The following is a 20880-nucleotide window of genomic DNA, read 5'->3' on the forward strand; positions in this document are numbered from 1 at the left end:
TCACCTTTACGTAGCGGGCAAACGGTAACGCGCAATGCTGCTCGATGAAACCACGTAATTGTCATTATGCGGCGCACTGCGCAATCACCGCGCCTTTCCTTAGCTTCCCGTGCGGCGCCGGGCTCACCGAATGAAAACTCCGCGCCGGCGCAAAAAAACTGCGCATTTTTTCGACTAAGCTGCTGTGAGGTTTAGCCGCCGATTTTCAAGCGATTGGCTACACTTACATCACGAATCGGAACCTACAGGAGAAGAACCATGGCAATCGGTCATTACGAGCTGAAAAAAGCAAAGAACGGACAGTACCACTTCAACCTGAAAGCCAGTAACGGCGAAATTATTCTGGCCAGCGAGATGTATGCCAGCAAAGCCTCGGCGGAGAACGGCATCGCCTCGGTGCAGACCAATTCACCGCACGAAGCGCAGTACGAACTGAAGCACAGCGCCAGCAATCAGCCCTATTTTGTGCTGAAGGCCAAGAACCATCAGGTGATCGGCGTCAGCGAAATGTACAGCTCCGAAAGCGCGGCCAAAAACGGTATCCAGTCGGTGACGAAAAACGGCCCGACCACCGATATCCGCGATTTGAGCGCCTGATCCCCCGTTTCGCCCGCGCGGTGGCCGCCACCGCGCGTTTTCCGTTTGACCGGGATCAATCTCCCTTGAATAAATCCGGTTAACTGCTGATTTCTTGCCGCGCTGCGGCTACAATCCCCCGCTTTTACTGCGCCATCAGGTGGCGTGGTGCTGACCTGAAATCAGACCGAGACACACTATGTTTACACCGGAACTTCTCTCCCCGGCCGGAACGCTGAAAAACATGCGTTACGCCTTTGCCTACGGCGCCGATGCGGTTTACGCCGGCCAGCCGCGCTACAGCCTGCGGGTACGCAACAACGAGTTCAACCACGAGAATCTGGCGCAGGGCATTAACGAAGCGCATGCGCTGGGCAAAAAATTCTACGTGGTGGTGAACATCGCCCCGCACAACGCCAAGCTGAAAACCTTCTTGCGCGATCTGAAGCCGGTTATCGATATGGGCCCGGATGCGCTGATCATGTCCGATCCTGGCCTTATCATGATGGTGCGCGAAGCCTTCCCGCAGATGGACATCCACCTGTCGGTGCAGGCCAATGCCGTTAACTGGGCGACGGTGAAGTTCTGGAAGCAAATGGGCCTGACCCGCGTGATCCTGTCGCGCGAACTGTCGCTGGAAGAGATTGCCGAGATCCGCGCCGAAGTGCCGGACATGGAGCTGGAGATCTTCGTCCACGGCGCGCTGTGCATGGCCTACTCCGGCCGCTGCCTGCTGTCCGGCTACATCAACAAACGCGATCCCAATCAGGGTACCTGCACCAATGCCTGCCGCTGGCAGTACAAGGCGGAGGAAGGCAAAGAGGACGACACCGGCAATATCGTGCACCTGCACGAACCGATCCCGGTGCAGACCGTCGAGCCGACGCTGGGCATCGGCGCGCCGACCGACAAGGTGTTCATGCTGTCTGAAGCACAAAAGCCAGGTGAATATATGAGCGCCTTCGAAGACGAACACGGCACCTATATCATGAACTCCAAGGATCTGCGCGCCATCCAGCACGTGGAGCGTCTGACGCAGCTCGGCGTGCATTCGCTGAAGATCGAAGGGCGCACCAAGTCCTTCTACTACTGCGCCCGCACCGCCCAGGTCTACCGCCGCGCCATCGACGACGCCGTTGCCGGCAAACCGTTCGATCCGACCCTGCTCACCACGCTGGAAGGCCTGGCGCACCGCGGCTATACCGAAGGCTTCCTGCGCCGCCACGTGCACGAAGCGCAGCAGAATTACGAATACGGCTCTTCGCTCTCCGAGCGCCAGCAGTTCGTCGGCGAGTTCACCGGCGTGCGCCGCGAAGGCTGGGCGGAAGTCGACGTGAAGAATAAATTCTCACTCGGCGACAGCGTCGAGATGATGACGCCAGGCGGCAACGTGCTGTTCACCCTCGAAAGCATGCAAAATAAGAAAGGCGAGCCGATTGAGGTCGCGCCGGGCAACGGCCATATCGTTTATTTGCCGATCCCGCAGGATATTGATCTCAATTATGCATTGCTGATCCGCAATTTGGCGGAAGAAAATAGCGCCGGAGCCTAACAATCAATCGTCGCCATTCGGCGGCGATTTTTAGCAAATATTAGAATTGGATCACATCAATGTGCCCGCAGCTTGGTTACTATCACGCTGCTTAAAACGAACAACGAAAATATTTGCATAGCAATACTAGGAACCACCTCCTTAGCCGGCCCAATCTCCCTTGGGCTGGCTTTTTCTTTATGGGTCCGCCATTGCCGCCGGTGCGCCTATTTTTCATTACGTTTTCCCGTTATCCATTTTAATAAAAATAATAACGCCACATCGATATATAAATAACGCTATAGCGATTAATCCTGCCGCCATTAAAATTCCGCTTATTGTCAGGTTAAATTCAGATAAATTCGCATCGTCTTCATATTCACGGCACAATAGGAAATAACCGGAATTAGCTGAATATTCTGATGGCTTGGCGGCGTAGGCTGGTTTATCTTGAGGCATTCTTGGTTTTCCGCCGGAGGAGATCGGTAATGCCTCAACACTCACATGCAGCCGCCCTGCTTATTCTCAACGGCAAGGGCGCCGGCAACGAAGAACTGCGTCAGGCGGTCACACGGCTGCGCGAAGAGCAAATCACGCTGTACGTGCGCGTGACCTGGGAGCACGGCGACGCCGCGCGCTACGTCGCGGAAGCTGCACAACTCGGCGTCGGCACCGTCGTCGCCGGCGGCGGTGACGGCACCATCAACGAAGTGGCCGCCGCGCTGGTGCAGCTGCCGGCGCATAACCGGCCGGCGCTGGGCATTCTGCCGCTCGGCACCGCCAACGACTTCGCCATGGCGTGCAATATCCCCCCATCCCCCGAACTGGCGCTGCAGCTGGCGATCAAGGGCCGCTCGGTGCCGATCGATCTGGCGAAGGTCAACGGCGAGCGCTACTTCATCAACATGGCCACCGGCGGCTTCGGCACCCGCATCACCACCGAGACACCGGAGAAGTTGAAGGCGGCCTTGGGCGGCGTGTCCTACTTCGTGCACGGCTTGCTGCGCATGGATACGCTGCAGGCCGACCGCTGTGAAATCCGCGGGCCGGACTTCCGCTGGGCCGGCGAAGCATTGGTGATCGGCATCGGCAACGGCAAGCAGGCCGGCGGCGGCCAGGAACTGTGCCCCAGCGCGCTGATCAACGACGGCCTGCTGCAGCTGCGCCTGCTGATCGCCGATGAACTGCTGCCGGCGCTGGTCGCCGCCCTGTTCAACGACGAAGAGAGCAACAGCATCCTCAGCGCGGCGCTGCCGTGGCTCGAGATCGACGCGCCGCATGAGATGACCTTCAACCTCGACGGCGAACCGCTCAAAGGCCGCCATTTCCGCATCGAAGTGTTGCCGCAGGCCATCGAATGCCGCCTGCCGCCTAACTGCGCCCTGCTGGGCTGACCTTGTCGGGCGCAGCCGCTGCGCCCCACTTCTTCCCCTCCGTTCATCCGCTTTCACTCGCGATCAAATGTGATCCTCTCCGGCAAATTCATTAATTCATACTTGTATGGTAGTTAGTTCATGGCGTATTTTCGCGCTATCTCTCCGCAGCTACAGGATGTGAAGGTTATGAAAATCGTCAACGCCGAGGTGTTCGTCACCTGCCCGGGGCGCAACTTTGTCACGCTGAAAATCACCACCGATGACGGCATCATCGGCCTCGGTGACGCCACGCTGAACGGGCGCGAATTGCCGGTGGCCTCTTACCTGAAAGATCACCTCTGCCCGCAGTTGATCGGCCGCGACGCGCAGCGGATCGAAGACCTCTGGCAATTCTTCTACAAAGGCGCTTACTGGCGGCGCGGCCCGGTGACCATGTCCGCCATTTCCGCCGTCGACATGGCGCTGTGGGACATCAAGGCCAAGGCCGCCAACATGCCGCTGTATCAGCTGTTGGGCGGCGCCTCACGTTCGGGAGTGATGGTGTATTGCCATACCACCGGCCACTCGATCGACGAGGTGCTCGACGACTACGCCAAACATAAAGAACAAGGCTTCAAGGCGATCCGCGTGCAATGCGGCGTGCCCGGCATGAAAACCACCTACGGCATGGCCAAGGGCAAAGGCCAGGCCTATGAGCCGGCCACCAAGGGTGACTGGCCGGAAGAGCAGCTGTGGTCGACGGAAAAATACCTCGATTTCACCCCCAAACTGTTCGACGCGGTGCGCAACAGGTTCGGCTTCAACGAGCACCTGCTGCACGACATGCACCATCGCCTGACGCCAATTGAAGCGGCGCGCTTTGGTAAAAGCGCCGAGCCGTATCGCCTGTTCTGGATGGAGGATCCGACGCCGGCGGAAAATCAGGCCTGTTTCCGCCTGATCCGCCAGCATACCGTCACGCCGATCGCCGTCGGCGAGGTGTTCAACAGCATCTGGGACTGCAAACAGCTGATCGAAGAACAGCTGATCGACTACATCCGCACCACCCTGACGCACGCGGGCGGCATTACCGGCATGCGGCGCATCGCCGACTTCGCCTCGCTGTATCAGGTGCGCACCGGTTCTCACGGCCCTTCCGATCTGTCGCCGATCTGCATGGCGGCGGCGCTGCACTTCGATCTGTGGGTGCCAAACTTCGGCGTGCAGGAATACATGGGCTATTCCGAGCAAATGCTCGAGGTGTTCCCGCACAGCTGGACGTTCGACGACGGCTATATGCATCCGGGCGACAAGCCGGGCATCGGCATCGAGTTCGATGAGAAGCTGGCGGCCCGTTACCCATATGAACCGGCCTACCTGCCGGTCGCGCGTCTGGAGGATGGCACCTTATGGAACTGGTAAACACCATGCGCAGCGTCGTGATCGAACAGCCCGGGCGCCTGGCGCTGCAGACGCGTGCGCTGCCACAGCCGGCGGCCGGCGAGGTGCGGGTCAAGGTGAAATTCGCCGGCATCTGCGGCTCCGACGTCCATATCTATCACGGCCATAACCCGTTCGCCCGCTACCCGCGGGTGATCGGCCACGAGTTCTTCGGCCTGATCGATGCTCTAGGCGAAGGCGTCGATCCGGCGCGCCTCGGCGAACGCGTCTCGGTAGACCCGGTGGTGAGCTGCGGCCACTGCTATCCCTGTTCGGTCGGCCGCCCCAACGTCTGCACCTCGCTGCAGGTGATCGGCGTGCACCGCGACGGCGGCTTCAGCGACTACGCCTGCGTGCCGGCACGCAACGCCTATCCGGTTCCGGCCGCCATCAGCGATCGCCACGCCGCGATGATCGAACCCTTCACTATCGCCGCCAACATTACCGCCCATCTGCAACCACGCCCCGACGACATCGCGCTGATCTACGGCGCCGGGCCGATGGGGCTCACGGTGATCCAGACGCTGAAAGGCGTGTACGGCGTCAAGCAGGTGTGGGTCGTCGATCGCATCGCCGAACGGCTGGACATGGCACGCGCCAACGGTGCCGACGAAGTATTCAACAACGCCGAGGCCGCATTGCCGCAGGCGCTGCAGCAGCGCGACGTTCAGCCGACGCTGATCGTCGATGCCGCCTGCCACCCCGCCATTTTGCCGGAGGCGATCGCGCTGGCTTCGCCGGCGGCGCGCATCGGCATCATGGGCTTTTCCGGCGACGCTTGCACCCTGACCCAGCAGAGCATCACCAGCAAGGAGCTGTCGATCTTCTCCTCGCGCCTGAACAGCGCGCGCTTCCCACAGGTGATCGCCTGGATGGCGGACGGCAAGCTAGACCCGCAGCGGCTACTCACCCACTGCGTGCCCGCCGGCGACGTCGAACGGGCAATGCAGATGTTCGAGCGGGATCAGCGCACCTGCTGCAAGGTACTGCTGCAGTTCGAGTAACGTCACGGCAGCATCGGGGCATGGGGCGGCACCCGCCGCCCGTGCAAACAACGAAGCATCACGATTAAAACGACACCCAGTGGAGTGCTTTATGTTTAAAAACCTGCGTTGGACCATCGTGTTCCTGCTGTTCATGGTCTACATGATCAACTACCTCGATCGCGTGGCGCTGTCGATCACCGTGCCGATGATCGAACAGGATCTGATGCTGAACGCCGAACAGTTCGGCCTGATCTTCGGCAGCTTCTTCTTCGGCTACGCCATCTTCAACTTCGTCGGCGGGCTGGCGGTCGACCGCTTCGGCCCGACGCTGGTGCTGGGCGTGGCGGTCGGCCTGTGGTCCATCTTCTGCGGCATGACGGCGATCGCCACCGGCTTTTACTCAATGCTGATCCTGCGCGTCCTGTTCGGCATGGCCGAAGGGCCGATCTGCGCCTCGGCCAACAAGATGATCAACGGCTGGTTCCCGAAGAAACAGGCGGCGACCGCTATGGGCCTGCTCAGCGCCGGTTCACCGTTGGGCGGCGCGGTGGCCGGGCCGATCGTCGGCTATCTGGCGCTGGCGTTCGGCTGGCGGCCGGCGTTTATGATCATCTGCGCCATCGGCATCGTCTGGATGCTGGTGTGGTTCTTCGTGGTGGCGGATAACCCGGCGAAAAGCCAACGCGTCAGCAACGAAGAACGGGCGCTGATCGCACAGTTGAAACAGGAAAACCTCGGCGAGGAAAGCGCGCTGAGCGACGCCGCGCACGGGCTGGGTTACTACCTGAAGCAGCCGATCATTCTGGTCACCGCCTTCGCCTTCTTCTGCTACAACTACATCCTGTTCTTCTTCCTGAGCTGGTTCCCCTCGTATCTGGTGCAGGCGCACAACCTGAACATCAAAGAGATGAGCCTGACCACGATGATCCCGTGGATCATCGGCTTCGTCGGGCTGGCGCTCGGGGGCTATATTTCCGACAAGATCTTCAACATCACCGGCAAATTGCTGCTGTCGCGCAAGATCGTGCTGGTCACCAGCCTGCTGGCGGCGGCGGTGTGCGTGGCGTTGGCAGGCACTGTCAGCAGCGTGGTGCCGGCGGTGATGCTGATGTCGGTGTCGATCTTCTTCCTTTACATCACCGGCGCTCTCTACTGGGCGATTATCCAGGACGTGGTGCATAAATCCCGGGTCGGCGGCGCCAGCGGGTTCATTCATTTGATCGGCAGCGTCTCCGGCATCATCGGGCCGATCGTCACCGGCTACATCGTGCAGAACACCGGCAAATTCGACAGCGCCTTTATGCTGGCGGGCGGCGTCGCCGCGCTGGGCGCGCTGCTGGTGCTGCTGGTGATCAAGGCGCCGCGCGCAACGGCGGGCGTGCAAATCTTAAAACCCTAACGCCAGACGGGGCGGCTTCGCCCCTTTGCTTACCTCTCCAGGGACATTGAACATGAGACTTTCCGACCACAGCGCGCTGCCGGCCGCCGTTATCCGGCCCGGCTACGCACGTGAGCGCGTGAAACCGCGCATGGCGCATATCGGCTTCGGCGCGTTTCACCGCGCGCACCAGGCGATGTACGCCGACAGGCTGGCCAGCGAGCACGGCAGTGACTGGGGTTACTGCGAAATCAGCATGCAGCACGGCCAGCAAAAGATCGCCGACCTACGGCAACAGGACCTGCTGTTCTCGGTGGCGGAGATGGACGACGACGGCTGGCGGGGCCGGGTCATCGGCGTGGTTCGCCAGGCGCTGCACTTGCAAACCGACGGGCTGGCGGCGGTGCTGGCGGCCCTGACACAGCCTGAGATCGCCATCGTCTCGCTGACCATCAGCGAAAAGGGCTATTGCTACCACCCCGCCAGCGGTCGGCTGATGGAGGAACACCCGGCGATCGCGCACGATATCGCCCACCCGGCACAGCCGCAGTCGGCGCCGGGGCTGCTGCTGGCGGCGCTGCGCCTGCGCCGTGAACGCGGGCTGCCGCCGTTCGCCGTGATGTCCTGCGATAACATGCCGGCTAACGGCCGGGTCACGCGCCAGGTGCTGGTCGAACTGGCGCAGCGGCAGGATCCGGCGTTGGCCGACTGGGTGCGTCAAGAGGTCGCCTTCCCTTCCACCATGGTGGATCGCATCGTGCCGGCGGTAACGCCGGAGGCCCGCCGACAGTTGCGCACCTGGCTGGGCGGCGTCGAGGATGACGTCAGCGTGGCCTGCGAGCCGTTCAGCCAGTGGGTCATTGAGGACCGATTTCCTCAGGGGCGCCCGGCCTGGGAAAAGGCCGGCGCCGAACTGGTGAGCGACGTGCTGCCGTATGAGGAGATGAAGCTGCGCATGCTGAACGGCAGCCATTCGTTCCTCGCCTACCTCGGCTATCTGGCCGGTTATCAGCACGTCGGCGACTGTATGCTGGATGCGGATTTTGTCCGCGCCGCCCGTCACCTGATGCTGGCGGAACAGGCGCCGACCCTGCAGGTGCCGAACGTCGATTTGGCGCAGTATGCCGACTCGCTGCTGCAGCGTTACCGCAACCGCGCGCTGAAGCACCGCACCGCGCAGATCGCCATGGACGGCACGCAGAAGCTGCCGCAACGGCTGCTGGACGCGATCCGCTGGCATCTGGCGCGCGGCAGCCGCTTCGACTGCCTGGCGCTGGGCGTCGCCGGCTGGATGCGCTACGTCGGCGGCCGCGATGAACAAGGCAAGCCGATCGCCATCAGCGACCCGCTGCGCGAGCGCCTCGCCGCGTTGGTCGCCGGCAGCGAGGAAGGCCGGCCCCGCGTCCTGGCGCTGCTGCAGCTCGACAGCGTCTTCGGCCACGATCTGCCCGATTCGCCTGACTTCGTCCGCGCCGTCAGCCACGCTTATCATCAACTGCTGAGCCAGGGGGCCAAAGCCGCCGTCGCCGCTCTGCCGCTTACCGACCGGGAGGTTTCCGATGACCGTCACCACGCATAACGCCGTCAATACCGGCAATCAACCGCTGCTGCGGCGCGTCGCCAGCGCTTCGGCCATCGGCACCGCCGCCGAATATTATGATTTCTTCGCTTACGGCACCGCCGCGGTGCTGTTCTTCGGCCAGCTGTTTTTCCCCAGCGCCGATCCGCTGATCAGCACGCTGGCGGCCTTCGCCACCTACGCGGTCGGTTTCCTGGCGCGCCCGCTGGGCGGCATCGTGTTCGGCCATATCGGCGACAAGGTCGGCCGCAAGAAGGCGCTGGTGATCACCATCCTGATCGTCGGCCTCGGCACCTTCTGCATCGGCCTGCTGCCCACCTATGAGCAGATCGGCATCTGGGCGCCGCTCGCGCTGATCTTTATCCGCGTGCTGCAGGGCTTCGGCGTCGGCGGCGAACAGGCAGGCGCGGTGCTGATGACCGCCGAATATGCGCCGCCGCCCCAGCGTGGCTTCTACGCCAGTTGGGTGCAGATCGGCGCGCCCGCCGGTTTCCTGCTGCCGTCCGGGCTGTTCGCGCTGCTGACCGCCGTGCTGTCACCGGCGCAGATGCTGGACTGGGGCTGGCGCATTCCGTTCCTGCTCAGCCTGCTGCTGGTGCTGGTCGGGCTGTTTATTCGCCTGAGGATCGACGAATCGCCGGTGTTTACCCAGATCCGCGCCACCAAAGCGGTGGAGAGCCGGCCGGTGGTGGAAGTGGCCCGCCGCTATCCCGGCCTTATCGGCAAAGGGGTATGTGCCAAGCTGATCGAAGCCTGCGCCTTCGCCATGTTCACGGTGATCGTATTGGCCTACGGCAAGGCCAACCACCTCAACGAAACCATTCTGCTGGAGGCGATGATCGTGGCGGTGCTGCTGGAGATTTTCGCCATTCCGCTGATGGGCCGCCTCTCCGATCGGCTGGGGCGCAAACCGGTTTACATCGCCGGCGCGCTGCTGCAGGTGGTGTGCATCGTGCCGTTCTTTATGGCGATCAACCTCGATAGCTTCTGGGTGACGCAGATCGCCATGATCGTGGTGCTGACCTTCGGCCACAGCATGTGCTACGCGCCGCAGGCCTCTTACTTCCCGGAGCTGTTCCCCACCCGCGTGCGCTGCAGCGGCATCGCGCTGATCTGGCAGATCGGCTCGCTGATCGGCAGCGGCATTCTCGGGCTGTTGGCGGTGAAGATCCTGCAGGTGACCGGCGGCCACTACTACGGGCTGGCGGGGTACATGATGGTGCTGGGCGTGGTGTCGGCCATCGGCCTGAGCCTGATGCCGGAAACTGCGCCAGCGCGGCGCAAGCAGGAATATCAGGATTGGCATCACTGAGTTACCCTGCTCGGCGGGCGGATTTATCCCCCCGCCCTTAACCAATAATCTGCTAGTATGGTGGCATTCGAATTCCAGCCAGATGCCTGATTGTCGCCATGTCTGAAACGTACAGCCTCACCAACAACGTCCCGGTCAACCAACAGATCTATCGCTTCCTGCGCAAGGATATCGTCGACTGCACCATCCCCCCCGGCACCCTGCTGTCCGAGAAAGAGATTTCTACCCGCTTTTGCGTTTCGCGCCAGCCGGTGCGCGAAGCCTTCATCAAGCTGGCGGAGGCCGGCCTGGTGCAGATCCTGCCGCAGCGCGGCACCTTCGTGATGAAGATTTCCGCCAAGCGCGTGGCCGACGGGCGCTTTATCCGTCAGGCGGTGGAATGCGCCATCGTGCGCCGCGCGGCCGAGCGCGCCACCCCGGCGCAGCTGATGACGCTGGAGCATAATCTGCACCGCCAGGCGCTGGCGGCGCAGAACGGGCAAACGCGCGAGTTTTTGGCGCTGGACGACGAATTCCACCAACTGCTGACCCAGTTTGCCGACTGCCCGCTGGCGTGGGAGACCATCGAAACCATCAAGGCCACCATGGATCGAGTGCGTTTCCTCAGCCTGAGCGAAGTCTCGCCGCCGGAGAGCCTGATCAAGCAGCACTACCGCATCTACGAGGCGCTGAAAGCGCGCGATGCCGAGGCGGCGGAGCGCGCCATCCACGATCACCTGCAGGAGATGATCTACTCCATCACCCCGATCGCCCTGCAGAACACCGAGTGGTTCGAGATCGAATAATCAATCGCTTAGCGCGCCGGGGGCGATCGCCCCCGCGTATTTGGCCACGCCAATGGCATTTCCTCTCAATCGCATCTATTGTTTGTCCTTGCCGGATCAAGTTCGGTAGCATCGCTTTACAGCTTCAATCACCGCTTTTTTACTGCGCCGGTGGTCAAAAACCCTTGCATTGCCGGTGTATGAAGAAGCTTAATCGGGAGTGAATCATGACTGATATTGTGCAGTTGCTAGGAAAGGAAGCGGAAGATCTGCTGCAACACCGCTGTACCACTATCCCCGCCGAGAATCTCTACCTGCCGGGCGACGACTTCGTCGACCGCGTAATGATCGATAACAACCGCCCCAACAGCGTGCTGCGTTCGATGCAAACCCTGTTCAACCACGGCCGCCTGGCCGGCACCGGCTACCTGTCTATCCTGCCGGTCGATCAGGGCATAGAGCACTCCGCCGCCGCCTCGTTCGCCGCCAACCCGCTGTATTTCGATCCGAAGAACATCGTCGAGCTGGCGATTGAAGCTGGCTGTAACTGCGTCGCCTCCACTTACGGCGTGCTGGCGTCGGTATCGCGCCGCTACGCGCACAAGATCCCGTTCCTGGTCAAACTCAACCACAACGAAACGCTGAGCTACCCGACCCAGTACGACCAGACCCTGTACGCCAGCGTCGAGCAGGCGTTCAACATGGGCGCGGTGGCGGTCGGCGCCACCATTTACTTCGGCTCCGAGCAGTCGCGCCGCCAGATCGAAGAGATCTCGATCGCCTTCGAGCGCGCGCATGAGCTGGGCATGGTCACGGTGCTGTGGGCCTATCTGCGCAACCCGGCGTTCACCAAGGACGGCGTGGACTACCACTCCAGCGCCGATCTGACCGGCCAGGCTAACCACATCGCCGCCACCATCGGCGCCGACATCGTCAAACAGAAAATGGCGGAAAACAACGGCGGCTACCGTGCGGTGAAATTCGGCTATACCGACGATCGCGTCTACAACAAACTGACCACCGATCACCCGATCGATCTGGTGCGCTACCAGCTGGCCAACTGCTACATGGGCCGCGCTGGACTGATCAACTCCGGCGGCGCCGCCGGTGAGAACGACCTGCAGGAATCGGTGCGCACCGCGGTGATCAACAAACGCGCCGGCGGCATGGGCCTGATCCTGGGGCGCAAGGCGTTCAAGAAATCGATGAAAGACGGCGTGGCGCTGATCAACGCCGTGCAAGACGCCTACCTGGACAAGAAGGTCACCATCGCCTGATGTGACAGACCGCCTGTCCCAAAGCCCGGTTCGCCGGGCTTTTTTGTGCCCGTCCCCCTAAACCCGACGCCGTCAACCTTCTCTTTCTTTCACCTTAAACTTTCAAAATAAAATATTTATCTTTCAAATTGTGATCTATTTAAAACAAATAGCCCAACAAAGTGACTACTGTAAGGCCCATGGCGACAGAGCCGCCGTTCGCTCCAGGCCATATCAGTCCATTACAGGAGAACATAATGATTGAGCTAATCACCCACGGCGCCGAGTGGTTTATCGGCCTGTTTCAGAAAGGCGGTGAAGTGTTTGTCGGCATGGTGACCGGCATTTTACCTTTGTTGATCAGCCTGTTGGTAATCATGAACGCGCTGATCAAATTTGTTGGCCAGGAACGTATCGAACGATTGGCGCAGCGCTGCGCGGGCAACCCCGTCTCGCGCTATCTGCTGCTGCCGCTGATCGGCACCTTTGTCTTCTGCAACCCGATGACCCTCAGCCTGGGGCGCTTCATGCCGGAGAAATACAAGCCGAGCTACTACGCGGCGGCCTCCTACAGCTGCCACTCGATGAACGGCCTGTTCCCGCACATCAACCCCGGCGAGCTGTTCGTTTACCTCGGTATCGCCAGCGGCCTGACCACCCTCGGCCTGCCGCTCGGCCCGCTGGCGGTGAGCTATTTCCTGGTGGGGCTGTTCACCAACTTCTTCCGCGGCTGGATCACCGATCTGACCACCAGCCTGTTCGAACGCAAGATGGGCATCCGTCTGGATCGCCAGGTGCAACTTTAATTCGTGGAGTGCAGCATGAGTGCTTATATCCGTATTGAAAAAGGCGCCAGCGGCTGGGGCGGCCCCCTGGAATTGCCGATCGAACCCGGCAAGAAAGTGGTGTACATCACCGCCGGCACCCGGCCTTCGATCGTCGATCGCCTCAGCGAATTGACCGGTTGGCCCGCCGTCGACGGTTTCAAAGAGGGCGAGCCGCCGGCGGAAGAGATCGGCGTGGCGGTGATAGACTGCGGCGGCACCCTGCGCTGCGGCCTGTACCCGAAACGCCGCATTCCGACAGTCAACATCCACGCCACCGGCCAGTCCGGCCCGCTGGCGCAGTTTATCCTCGAAGACATCTATGTCTCCGGCGTGCGCGACCACAACATCAGCCGAATCGAAGCGGCAGATAGCCAACCCGCCGCCGCCGTTGCAGCGCCGCCCAAGGCGCGCGACTACGACACCAGCAAGAAAATCACCGAGCAAAGCGACGGGCTGTTGGCGAAGGTCGGCATGGGCATGGGATCGGTGGTGGCGGTGTTCTTCCAGGCCGGGCGCGACACCATCGACACCGTGCTGAAGACCATCCTGCCGTTTATGGCGTTCGTCTCGGCCTTGATCGGCATCATCATGGCCTCCGGCCTCGGAGACTTTATCGCTCACGGCCTGACGCCGCTCGCCAACAGCCCGATCGGCCTGGTGACGCTGGCGCTGATCTGCTCATTCCCGCTGCTGTCGCCGTTCCTCGGCCCCGGCGCGGTCATCGCCCAAGTGATCGGCGTGCTGGTCGGGGTGCAGATCGGCCTCGGCCATATTCCGCCGCAGCTGGCGCTGCCCGCGCTGTTCGCCATCAACGCGCAGGCCGCCTGCGACTTCATTCCGGTCGGCCTGTCGCTGGCGGAAGCCAAACAGGACACCGTGCGGGTCGGCGTGCCTTCAGTGCTGGTCGGCCGCTTCCTGACCGGCGCGCCGACGGTGTTGATCGCCTGGGCCGCCTCGGCCTTCATTTATCAATAATTTGATTCCCAGGGAGACGTTTATGCACACCATTTTTCATACCACCATCACGCAGATCGGCGGCTGCGCCCGCGACGCGTTGCTGGACAACATGCTGATCACCTTCCGTGAAGGCGCGCCGGCGGATATCGAAGAGTTCTGCTTCATCCACCGCCACGGCGCGACCGCCGGTGAGCTGCAGGTCGGCGGCGTGATGGAACTGGCGCAGCAGCGCTACGCCATCACCGCCGTCGGCAGCGTCGCCACGCAGAATCTGCGCGAGCTGGGCCACATCACCGTGCGCTTCGACGGCGAAGCCGAAGCCGAATTCCCCGGCTCGATCCACGTATCCGGCCCGACGCCGACCGATATCCCGTTGGGCAGCACGCTGTCATTTATCGCATAAGGAGTAGACCATGTCTGAAGTAGCTGTAGTGATTGGCGGCGGCCAAACGTTAGGCGCCTTTTTGTCCCACGGGCTGGCGCAGGCCGGTTATCGGGTGGCGGTGGCCGATCTGAACGCCGACAATGCCAATCAGGTGGCACAGCAGATCAACGAAGCGTTTGGCGCAGGCAGCGCCTGCGGTTTTCAGGCCGACGCCACCGACGAACAGAGCGTGATCGCGCTGGCGGCGGCGGTTGACCGGGCATTCGGCCAGGCCAACCTGCTGGTGTACAGCGCCGGCATCGCCAAGGCGGCGCCGATCACCGACTTCCCGCTGGGCGACTTCGACCGCTCGCTGCAGGTGAACCTGGTGGGTTATTTCCTCTGCGCCCGCGAATTCTCGCGCCTGATGATCCGCGACGGCATCGCCGGGCGCATCATTCAGATCAATTCCAAGTCCGGCAAGGTCGGCAGCAAGCACAACTCCGGCTACAGCGCCGCCAAGTTCGGCGGCGTGGGGCTGACGCAGTCGCTGGCGCTCGATCTGGCGGAGTACGGCATTACCGTGCATTCACTGATGCTTGGCAACCTGCTGAAGTCGCCGATGTTCCAGTCGCTGCTGCCGCAGTACGCGCAAAAACTGGGCATCGCGCCGGAACAGGTGGAGCAGTACTACATCGACAAGGTGCCGCTGAAACGCGGCTGCGACTACCAGGACGTGCTGAACACCCTGCTGTTCTACGCCAGCGACAAGGCCTCTTACTGCACCGGCCAGTCGATCAACATCACCGGCGGCCAGGTGATGTTCTGACGCCATCGACGCCCCCTTCCGCCGAAGGGGGCCTAAGGAGAATCCCATGACTCAAGCTCTGATCGCCTTCGCGCTGCTGGCCTGGCTGCTGCAAATCGCCTTCGGCTGGTGGCAACTGCAGCGCTTCAATCGCGCCTTCGACGGCCTGTGCCAACTGGGCGCCGTCGGCGTCGGCCGTTCCGGCGGCCGTTTCCGCCCGCGGGTGGTGCTGGCGCTGGCCTTCGATGCCGATCGGCGGGTGTGCGGCAGCCTGTTGCTACGCGGCCTGACCGTTTTCGCCCGGCCCCGCCCGCTGCCTCGATTGCACGGTTTGCATCAGCGGGATTTGCGCCCGGATGTGATCTTCCCCGAGGATCGCGCATGCCAGTCTGCACTATCGTTAGCGATTGAACCCAAATCGTGATATTTTCATATTAAAAGGCATTACCTTTCATAGTGAATTATTCAGCGAGGGAAAATGCCCCACTCTTGTGAACGGGAATCGCGATGAAACCAAAGCAGCGGCAGGCCGCTATCCTTGAATATCTGCAGCGGCATGGCAAAACGGCAGTGGACGCCCTGGCAGAGCATTTCTCCACCACCGGCACCACCATCCGCAAGGATCTCACCCTGCTGGAAGACGAAGGCGAGGTGATCCGCACCTACGGCGGCGTGGTGCTCAGCCGCGACGACGGCGATCAGCCGATCGACCGCAAAACCCATATCAATACCGAGAAAAAGCGCCACATCGCCAGCGCCGCTGTGGCGCTGATCGCCGACGGGGACTCGCTGATCTTCGACGCCGGCAGCACGGTGCTGCAGATGGTGCCGCACCTGGCGCAGTTCAATAACATCACGGTGATGACCAATAGCCTGACCATCGTCAACGCGCTGGTGGAGCTGGACAACGATCAGACCATCCTGATGCCAGGCGGCACCTACCGCAAAAAATCGGCCTCGTTCCACGGCAGCCTGGCCGAATCGGCGTTCCAGCAGTTCAGCTTCGACAAGCTGTTTATCGGCGCGGACGGCGTCGATCTCAACGCCGGCGTCACCACTTTCAACGAAGTGCACAACGTCAGCAAAGCGATGTGCGAAGCCGCCGGCCGCATTATTCTGTTGGTAGACTCCTCGAAATTCGGCCGCAAGAGCCCGAACGTGGTGTGCGAACTCAGCGCCGTCGACACGCTGATCACCGACCGAGACATCAACCCCGATTACCTCGCCGCCCTGCAGGCGAAAGGCATCAATATCCTTCTGGTAGGAGACCCCGATGAGTAACGCCAACGCCCTGCTCGCCTTCGCCCGCGAAACGCTGGAGATCGAGCTGACCGAAGCGCAGCGCCTGCTGGCGCGCCTCGACGACAACTTCGTCTGCACCTGCGAACTGCTGCTGAACTGCCGTGGCAAAGCGGTGATTTCCGGCATCGGCAAGTCCGGCCATATCGGCAAGAAGATCGCCGCGTCGCTGGCCAGCACCGGCACGCCGTCGTTCTTCGTGCACCCGGCGGAGGCGCTGCACGGCGATCTCGGCATGATCGGCGCCGACGACGTGGTGGTGTTCATCTCCTACTCCGGCCGCGCCAAAGAGCTGGACCTGATCCTGCCGCTGCTGGCGGAGAACGGTATTCCGGTGATCGCCGTTACCGGCGGCAAAGAGTCGCCGCTGGCGCAGGCCGCGGCCTGCGTGTTGGATATAGGCGTCGAGCGAGAAGCCTGCCCAATGGGGCTGGCGCCCACCTCCAGCGCGGTAAACACCCTGATGATGGGCGATGCCCTGGCGATGGCGCTGATGCGCCAGCGCGGTTTCAACGCGGAAGACTTCGCCCGCTCGCACCCGGGCGGCAGTCTGGGCGCGCGCCTGCTGAACCGCGTGCATCACCTGATGCGCACCGGCGATCGCCTGCCGCGCGTGAGCGAAAGCGCCAACGTGATGGAAGCGATGCTGGAACTGAGCCGCACCGGGCTCGGGTTGGTGGCGGTCTGCGACGCGCAGCAGCGGGTGGTGGGCGTATTTACCGACGGCGACCTGCGCCGCTGGCTGGTGAAGGGCAACAGCCTGCAGGATCCGCTCAGCCCGGCGATCACCCGCCCCGGCTATCGGCTGCCGGAGCAGTGGCGCGCCGGCGAGGCGCTGGAAGCGCTGCACGAACAGCACATCAGCGCGGCCCCGGTGGTCGATATGGACGGTGTGTTGGTGGGGGCGCTCAACCTGCACGATCTGCATCAGGCCGGCATCGGCTGATCAACGCCGGGGGCGCCATCACAGGCGCCCCCGGTCAGATCATTTCCAATCGGGATTGTTCTCGAACTGCTGCTTCAGCAGCGCTTTCATGTCGTCATTCGGCTTGCCTAGCCACTGGTACTTGGCATACTTCTTCGGATGATCGACGGCTTCCGGCCGATCTTCCACTTCCACCCGCACGCCCCAGGCCTGAGATTTATCCGCGCTGAACGCCACGATCAAAAAGTTGTTGCCGCAGTCGTGCGGCTTGCACAGGTTGCCGACCAGATACTCTTTGCCCTTCCAGCTCAGGTTCTGCGCCGGCGTAGAGGTGCCGACGCCCTTGCGCGCCCAGCCCGGCATCCGCGCCTGGCCTTTCACCATGTTTTGCCAGCTGGCCTGATACCCCGGCTGCTGAATCAAATCCGACGTGGTGACGATCTGCTGGGCAAAGCTGCCCGCGCTGAAGCTGAGCAGTGCGCCGAAGAGGGCGCAACGCAGCGCCTGGTGTCCCGTCATAGTCCTTCTCCCTAGGTTAAATCAGGTTTCGCCCGTCAAACCGGGCCTGAACTAGTCAGACCACGGTTGCGGCAAAAAGTTGACTCACCACCAGGCGTGAAAATGATGCACCGGCCCGATGCCGTGCCCCACTTCCAGGGTGTCCGCCTGTTGCAGCGCGTGTTGCAGGTAGTCCTTGGCGGCGGCCACCGTGGCCGCCCAGTCGGCATGGCGCGGGCGCAGCGCCGCCAGCGCGGCCGAGAGCGTGCAACCGGTGCCGTGGGTGTGGCGGGTGGCGACGCGCGGCGCGGTAAAGCGCTGCTCGCCTTCTGCGGTAAACAGCCAGTCCGGGCTCTCACTTTCGCTCAGGTGGCCGCCCTTCATCAGCACCGCCCGGCAGCCCATCGCCAGCAGCGCCCGCCCCTGCTCACGCATCTGCGCTTCATCTTCCGCCGGCGCGCACGCCAGCAGCGCCGCCGCTTCTGGCAGGTTCGGCGTAATGATCGACACCAGCGGCAACAGCTCGCGCCGAATAGACGCCACCGCCTCCGGCGCCAGCAACGGATCGCCGCTTTTCGCCAGCATCACGGTGTCCAGCACCACGAATTCCGGCCGGTAATGGCGCAGCCGTTCGGCCACCGCCTGCACGATGTCAGCGTTGGCCAGCATGCCGATCTTGACGCTGTCGATGCGCACGTCGCTGAATACCGAGTCCAGCTGCGCGGCGACGAACGCCGGATCGATGTAATACACCGACTGCACGCCGCGGGTATTCTGCGCCACCAGCGCGGTGATCACCGAGGTGCCGTAGGCGCCAAGCGCCGAGAAAGCCTTCAAATCGGCCTGAATGCCGGCGCCGCCGCTGGGATCGGTGCCGGCGATGGTCAGGGCGTTAATGCGTTTCATCACAGATCCTCCCCACGCAGCTGATACAGCGCGTCAAGGAACACCGGCGTAAAGCTGCCCGGCCCGGCGGCCTGCCTGGCCGCGAGGCCACCGCAGTGAGACATCACTCGGCAGGCGGTCGCCACGTTATCCAGGCGATCGCCCGGCAGGGCGCAAAACGCCGCCGCCACCGCCGACAGCGCGCAGCCGGTGCCCACTACCCGCGTCATCAGCGGGGAACCGCCTTCGATCGCCCAGTCGCGCTGGCCGTCGGTGACGTAATCCACCGCGCCGGTGACCGCCACCACCGCGCCGCTGCGCTGCGCCAGCTCACGCGCGGCGGGCAATGCCGCCAGCGAATCGTCGCCGCTGTCCACGCCGCGGCCGCTGGCCAGCAACCCGCTGAGCGCCATGATTTCCGAGGCGTTGCCGCGTATCGCCGCCGGTTTCTCGTCCAGCAGCCGTTTGGCGAAGGCGGTGCGGTAGGAGAGCGCGCCGACCGCCACCGGATCCAGCGTCCAGGGCTTGCCGGCCCGATTGGCGGCGGCCACCGCCGCCCGCATCGATTCGGCACGCAGCGCGTTGAGGGTGCCGACGTTGATCAGCAGGCCGTCGGCCAGCGCGCTGAACTGCGCCGCCTCTTGCGGCTCCACCACCATCGCCGGGGAAGCGCCGAGCGCCAGCAACACGTTGGCGGTCAGCGATTGCACCACTTCGTTAGTCAGGCAGTGGATCAGCGAAGGGCGCTGTTGGAATTGGGTCAGACAGGCCGCGGCGCGCGCGCCGGGTAGTGCATCAGGTCGAGCGATCATATTCCTCCCAACCGGCGTTCAAGAAGGCGGCGCCGGCTGGGCGGCCGTGACTTCCCTACGCTGGCATTATCCAGATCAGGTAATACGGGTATTTCTCAGCCTTCACGTAGAAGGGCACCCCGAGTCATGAAAATCAATAGGTTGTGATCAACGTTGCGTTAATCCCTGCAGGGGATCATGCCAGCGGCGGCGCGGACAAACAAGCGAATAAATTGACTCGCGCCTAAGCGATGTTTCCCTCTTTTCCCGTCAGGTACAGGCTCAGCACGCCGGGCAGCTCCGCCAGCGTGAACGCCACGCTCTGCGGCGCCGTCTTGAAGATATGGTGCAGCGTACCGGCCACCAGGCTTTGCAACAGCCGGGTTTGCTGCAGGATCTCCGCTTCGGCGGTCTCGGGGCGGCGCAGCTGCAACACGCTAGCGATCAGCGTCAGGAAGCTGGACTTTTCATCCGGCAGGTTCATTTCCCGCATCACCGGCAGGTAGTCGGCATGCTCACGCAGGTACTGCGCATAGGGTGAAAACAGCCGCTGGATCACCGCTTCAGCGGAGAGGCGCCGCCACTCATCGTCACTGGCCAACGCCATGTCGCGCACCAGCGCCTCAATCGACTCGGTATGCCGATCTGCCAGCGCCTTGATCACCGCGTGGCGATCGGGAAAAAAGTGATACATCGAACCGATGGAGGTTTTGGCGTGCTTGGCGAGCCGCTGCATGCTGAGCGCCGCCAGGCCGTCCTGCGCCACGATCGCCGCCGCCGAATCCAGAATGGTTTGTACGCGTTGCCGCCCTCTTTCCTGCTGTGGCTCTCGCCCGGTGATGTTTTCGTCGATTTGCATATTCGTTTCTGCCCGCTGTCATCAACGCATTATACCCATTTGCCGCTACGAAGGCAGGGCGACACAAAAAACTAGATTAATCCCTCTAGTTTAGAGTAGAGTATTTATTCTAGTTTACCCTGACGCAAGCGTGGGGAAGACAAACAGTGACCTCACTCACTGAAAAAGAGTCATTTCATTCGGCCCGTCGCCCAAGCCAATCGTCAGAGAATGCCCTATGCCCGACAAAAAACTGCTTATCACCTGCCTGACCGCGCTGTTGCTCACCGGGTGCTCGCCGGCACCGTCGATAGTGGTGTTCGGCGCTTCGTTCCCCGACTGGCTGTTTTGCCTGTGCGGCGGCGTGGCGGGTATGGTGGCGCTCCACCTGCTGCTGCGCACCCCGGAAAAACGCGCCTGGCTGGCGCCGCAACTGCTGACGTATCCGGCGCTGACCGCGCTGATCGCCATGCTGATCTGGTTACTGGTTTTCCCCCACTGAGACTGACGC

23 protein-coding genes and 1 riboswitch are annotated in these 20880 nt (G+C 62.4%); of the genes, 18 read left to right on the plus strand and 5 right to left on the minus strand.

Annotated elements, in window-relative coordinates; all coding sequences use genetic code 11:
• Window positions 1-258 precede the first annotated feature (258 nt).
• Entirely contained in the window at window positions 259-597 is a 339-nt protein-coding gene (locus tag FOT55_RS23980) for a YegP family protein (protein WP_016926703.1), read from the plus strand.
• Window positions 598-775: 178 nt separating this feature from the next.
• Window positions 776-2128, plus strand: a complete 1353-nt coding sequence (gene trhP / locus FOT55_RS23985; protein WP_025303865.1) for a prephenate-dependent tRNA uridine(34) hydroxylase TrhP — start codon at window positions 776-778, stop codon at window positions 2126-2128.
• 216 nt (window positions 2129-2344) lie between these two features.
• On the opposite strand, the gene FOT55_RS23990 is transcribed toward trhP, so the two are convergent.
• Entirely contained in the window at window positions 2345-2566 is a 222-nt protein-coding gene (locus tag FOT55_RS23990; protein ID WP_141998673.1) for a hypothetical protein, read from the minus strand.
• A 29-nt stretch (window positions 2567-2595) separates the two neighbouring features.
• On the opposite strand from FOT55_RS23990, the gene yegS reads away from it, so the two are divergent.
• From yegS to gutQ, 15 genes are all read left to right on the plus strand, one after another.
• Window positions 2596-3501, plus strand: coding sequence for a lipid kinase YegS (gene yegS, locus FOT55_RS23995; RefSeq protein ID WP_043137977.1), 906 nt, complete (start codon window positions 2596-2598; stop codon window positions 3499-3501).
• Window positions 3502-3669: 168 nt separating this feature from the next.
• Window positions 3670-4884 carry a D-mannonate dehydratase ManD gene (manD, locus tag FOT55_RS24000; protein ID WP_025303867.1) on the plus strand — a complete coding sequence of 405 codons (1215 nt, stop codon included), beginning with the start codon at window positions 3670-3672 and terminating at the stop codon, window positions 4882-4884.
• 5 nt (window positions 4885-4889) lie between these two features.
• Window positions 4890-5906 carry a Zn-dependent oxidoreductase gene (locus tag FOT55_RS24005; protein ID WP_161781783.1) on the plus strand — a complete coding sequence of 339 codons (1017 nt, stop codon included), beginning with the start codon at window positions 4890-4892 and terminating at the stop codon, window positions 5904-5906.
• A 91-nt stretch (window positions 5907-5997) separates the two neighbouring features.
• Window positions 5998-7287: an MFS transporter gene (locus tag FOT55_RS24010; protein WP_147824121.1), complete on the plus strand. Its 1290-nt coding sequence runs from the start codon at window positions 5998-6000 to the stop codon at window positions 7285-7287.
• A gap of 52 nt (window positions 7288-7339) precedes the next feature.
• On the plus strand, window positions 7340-8845 hold the full coding sequence (locus FOT55_RS24015) for a mannitol dehydrogenase family protein (protein WP_147824122.1): 1506 nt from the start codon (window positions 7340-7342) through the stop codon (window positions 8843-8845).
• A complete protein-coding gene (locus tag FOT55_RS24020; RefSeq protein WP_060434399.1) occupies window positions 8826-10157 on the plus strand; it encodes an MFS transporter in 1332 nt (443 codons plus the stop codon). The genes FOT55_RS24015 and FOT55_RS24020 overlap by 20 nt, the downstream gene beginning before the upstream one ends.
• Window positions 10158-10255: 98 nt before the next feature.
• The gene (locus FOT55_RS24025; RefSeq protein ID WP_025303872.1) at window positions 10256-10942 is read left to right on the plus strand and encodes a GntR family transcriptional regulator; all 687 of its coding nucleotides are present in this window, start codon (window positions 10256-10258) and stop codon (window positions 10940-10942) included.
• Window positions 10943-11148: 206 nt separating this feature from the next.
• Entirely contained in the window at window positions 11149-12198 is a 1050-nt protein-coding gene (fbaB, locus tag FOT55_RS24030; RefSeq protein ID WP_025303873.1) for a class I fructose-bisphosphate aldolase, read from the plus strand.
• A 236-nt stretch (window positions 12199-12434) separates the two neighbouring features.
• Complete coding sequence (gene srlA / locus FOT55_RS24035; RefSeq protein ID WP_020828107.1) at window positions 12435-12983, plus strand: PTS glucitol/sorbitol transporter subunit IIC; 549 nt, start codon at window positions 12435-12437, stop codon at window positions 12981-12983.
• Between the two features lie 15 nt (window positions 12984-12998).
• Entirely contained in the window at window positions 12999-13979 is a 981-nt protein-coding gene (srlE, locus tag FOT55_RS24040; protein WP_025303875.1) for a PTS glucitol/sorbitol transporter subunit IIB, read from the plus strand.
• A gap of 22 nt (window positions 13980-14001) precedes the next feature.
• Window positions 14002-14364, plus strand: a complete 363-nt coding sequence (gene srlB / locus FOT55_RS24045) for a PTS glucitol/sorbitol transporter subunit IIA (protein WP_004941520.1) — start codon at window positions 14002-14004, stop codon at window positions 14362-14364.
• Window positions 14365-14374: 10 nt separating this feature from the next.
• Window positions 14375-15154, plus strand: coding sequence for a sorbitol-6-phosphate dehydrogenase (gene srlD / locus FOT55_RS24050; RefSeq protein ID WP_147824123.1), 780 nt, complete (start codon window positions 14375-14377; stop codon window positions 15152-15154).
• A 46-nt stretch (window positions 15155-15200) separates the two neighbouring features.
• The gene (gutM, locus tag FOT55_RS24055; protein ID WP_141967260.1) at window positions 15201-15557 is read left to right on the plus strand and encodes a transcriptional regulator GutM; all 357 of its coding nucleotides are present in this window, start codon (window positions 15201-15203) and stop codon (window positions 15555-15557) included.
• An 83-nt stretch (window positions 15558-15640) separates the two neighbouring features.
• Complete coding sequence (gene srlR, locus FOT55_RS24060; protein WP_025303878.1) at window positions 15641-16414, plus strand: glucitol operon DNA-binding transcriptional repressor SrlR; 774 nt, start codon at window positions 15641-15643, stop codon at window positions 16412-16414.
• A complete protein-coding gene (gutQ, locus tag FOT55_RS24065) occupies window positions 16407-17378 on the plus strand; it encodes an arabinose-5-phosphate isomerase GutQ (RefSeq protein WP_147824124.1) in 972 nt (323 codons plus the stop codon). Before srlR ends, gutQ begins: the two co-directional genes overlap by 8 nt.
• 39 nt (window positions 17379-17417) lie before the next feature.
• Here the strand turns inward: gutQ and FOT55_RS24070 are convergent, their stop codons facing one another.
• From FOT55_RS24070 to FOT55_RS24085, 4 genes are all read right to left on the minus strand, one after another.
• Entirely contained in the window at window positions 17418-17876 is a 459-nt protein-coding gene (locus tag FOT55_RS24070) for an inhibitor of vertebrate lysozyme family protein (RefSeq protein WP_099782416.1), read from the minus strand.
• A gap of 84 nt (window positions 17877-17960) precedes the next feature.
• A complete protein-coding gene (gene thiD, locus FOT55_RS24075; protein ID WP_025303881.1) occupies window positions 17961-18761 on the minus strand; it encodes a bifunctional hydroxymethylpyrimidine kinase/phosphomethylpyrimidine kinase in 801 nt (266 codons plus the stop codon).
• Window positions 18761-19552 (minus strand): hydroxyethylthiazole kinase, encoded by a 792-nt coding sequence (gene thiM / locus FOT55_RS24080; RefSeq protein WP_060434393.1) that lies wholly within the window; start codon window positions 19550-19552, stop codon window positions 18761-18763. The genes thiD and thiM overlap by 1 nt, the downstream gene beginning before the upstream one ends.
• A 35-nt stretch (window positions 19553-19587) precedes the next feature.
• Window positions 19588-19684, minus strand: a riboswitch (TPP riboswitch).
• A gap of 91 nt (window positions 19685-19775) precedes the next feature.
• Window positions 19776-20390 (minus strand): TetR/AcrR family transcriptional regulator, encoded by a 615-nt coding sequence (locus FOT55_RS24085; protein WP_060434391.1) that lies wholly within the window; start codon window positions 20388-20390, stop codon window positions 19776-19778.
• Between the two features lie 217 nt (window positions 20391-20607).
• Between FOT55_RS24085 and FOT55_RS24090 the strand changes: the two genes are divergently transcribed.
• Window positions 20608-20871, plus strand: coding sequence for a YtcA family lipoprotein (locus FOT55_RS24090; RefSeq protein ID WP_060434389.1), 264 nt, complete (start codon window positions 20608-20610; stop codon window positions 20869-20871).
• Window positions 20872-20880: the final 9 nt, after the last annotated feature.

Origin of the sequence: Serratia bockelmannii, from assembly GCF_008011855.1 — a bacterium.
Classification (GTDB): domain Bacteria; phylum Pseudomonadota; class Gammaproteobacteria; order Enterobacterales; family Enterobacteriaceae; genus Serratia; species Serratia bockelmannii.

What these genes read in the sequence shown, in the direction of transcription:
- fbaB (WP_025303873.1), top strand. Translation starts at nt 11,149, where the DNA reads ATGACTGATATTGTGCAGTTGCTAGGAAAGGAAGCGGAAGATCTGCTG.
- FOT55_RS24015 (WP_147824122.1), top strand. Translation starts at nt 7,340, where the DNA reads ATGAGACTTTCCGACCACAGCGCGCTGCCGGCCGCCGTTATCCGGCCC.
- FOT55_RS24085 (WP_060434391.1), bottom strand. Translation starts at nt 20,390, where the DNA reads ATGCAAATCGACGAAAACATCACCGGGCGAGAGCCACAGCAGGAAAGA.
- manD (WP_025303867.1), top strand. Translation starts at nt 3,670, where the DNA reads ATGAAAATCGTCAACGCCGAGGTGTTCGTCACCTGCCCGGGGCGCAAC.
- FOT55_RS24010 (WP_147824121.1), top strand. Translation starts at nt 5,998, where the DNA reads ATGTTTAAAAACCTGCGTTGGACCATCGTGTTCCTGCTGTTCATGGTC.
- gutQ (WP_147824124.1), top strand. Translation starts at nt 16,407, where the DNA reads ATGAGTAACGCCAACGCCCTGCTCGCCTTCGCCCGCGAAACGCTGGAG.
- trhP (WP_025303865.1), top strand. Translation starts at nt 776, where the DNA reads ATGTTTACACCGGAACTTCTCTCCCCGGCCGGAACGCTGAAAAACATG.
- gutM (WP_141967260.1), top strand. Translation starts at nt 15,201, where the DNA reads ATGACTCAAGCTCTGATCGCCTTCGCGCTGCTGGCCTGGCTGCTGCAA.
- srlR (WP_025303878.1), top strand. Translation starts at nt 15,641, where the DNA reads ATGAAACCAAAGCAGCGGCAGGCCGCTATCCTTGAATATCTGCAGCGG.
- srlB (WP_004941520.1), top strand. Translation starts at nt 14,002, where the DNA reads ATGCACACCATTTTTCATACCACCATCACGCAGATCGGCGGCTGCGCC.
- FOT55_RS24070 (WP_099782416.1), bottom strand. Translation starts at nt 17,876, where the DNA reads ATGACGGGACACCAGGCGCTGCGTTGCGCCCTCTTCGGCGCACTGCTC.
- srlD (WP_147824123.1), top strand. Translation starts at nt 14,375, where the DNA reads ATGTCTGAAGTAGCTGTAGTGATTGGCGGCGGCCAAACGTTAGGCGCC.
- FOT55_RS24005 (WP_161781783.1), top strand. Translation starts at nt 4,890, where the DNA reads ATGCGCAGCGTCGTGATCGAACAGCCCGGGCGCCTGGCGCTGCAGACG.
- FOT55_RS24090 (WP_060434389.1), top strand. Translation starts at nt 20,608, where the DNA reads ATGCCCGACAAAAAACTGCTTATCACCTGCCTGACCGCGCTGTTGCTC.
- FOT55_RS24025 (WP_025303872.1), top strand. Translation starts at nt 10,256, where the DNA reads ATGTCTGAAACGTACAGCCTCACCAACAACGTCCCGGTCAACCAACAG.
- FOT55_RS23980 (WP_016926703.1), top strand. Translation starts at nt 259, where the DNA reads ATGGCAATCGGTCATTACGAGCTGAAAAAAGCAAAGAACGGACAGTAC.
- srlE (WP_025303875.1), top strand. Translation starts at nt 12,999, where the DNA reads ATGAGTGCTTATATCCGTATTGAAAAAGGCGCCAGCGGCTGGGGCGGC.
- yegS (WP_043137977.1), top strand. Translation starts at nt 2,596, where the DNA reads ATGCCTCAACACTCACATGCAGCCGCCCTGCTTATTCTCAACGGCAAG.
- srlA (WP_020828107.1), top strand. Translation starts at nt 12,435, where the DNA reads ATGATTGAGCTAATCACCCACGGCGCCGAGTGGTTTATCGGCCTGTTT.
- thiM (WP_060434393.1), bottom strand. Translation starts at nt 19,552, where the DNA reads ATGATCGCTCGACCTGATGCACTACCCGGCGCGCGCGCCGCGGCCTGT.
- FOT55_RS23990 (WP_141998673.1), bottom strand. Translation starts at nt 2,566, where the DNA reads ATGCCTCAAGATAAACCAGCCTACGCCGCCAAGCCATCAGAATATTCA.
- FOT55_RS24020 (WP_060434399.1), top strand. Translation starts at nt 8,826, where the DNA reads ATGACCGTCACCACGCATAACGCCGTCAATACCGGCAATCAACCGCTG.
- thiD (WP_025303881.1), bottom strand. Translation starts at nt 18,761, where the DNA reads ATGAAACGCATTAACGCCCTGACCATCGCCGGCACCGATCCCAGCGGC.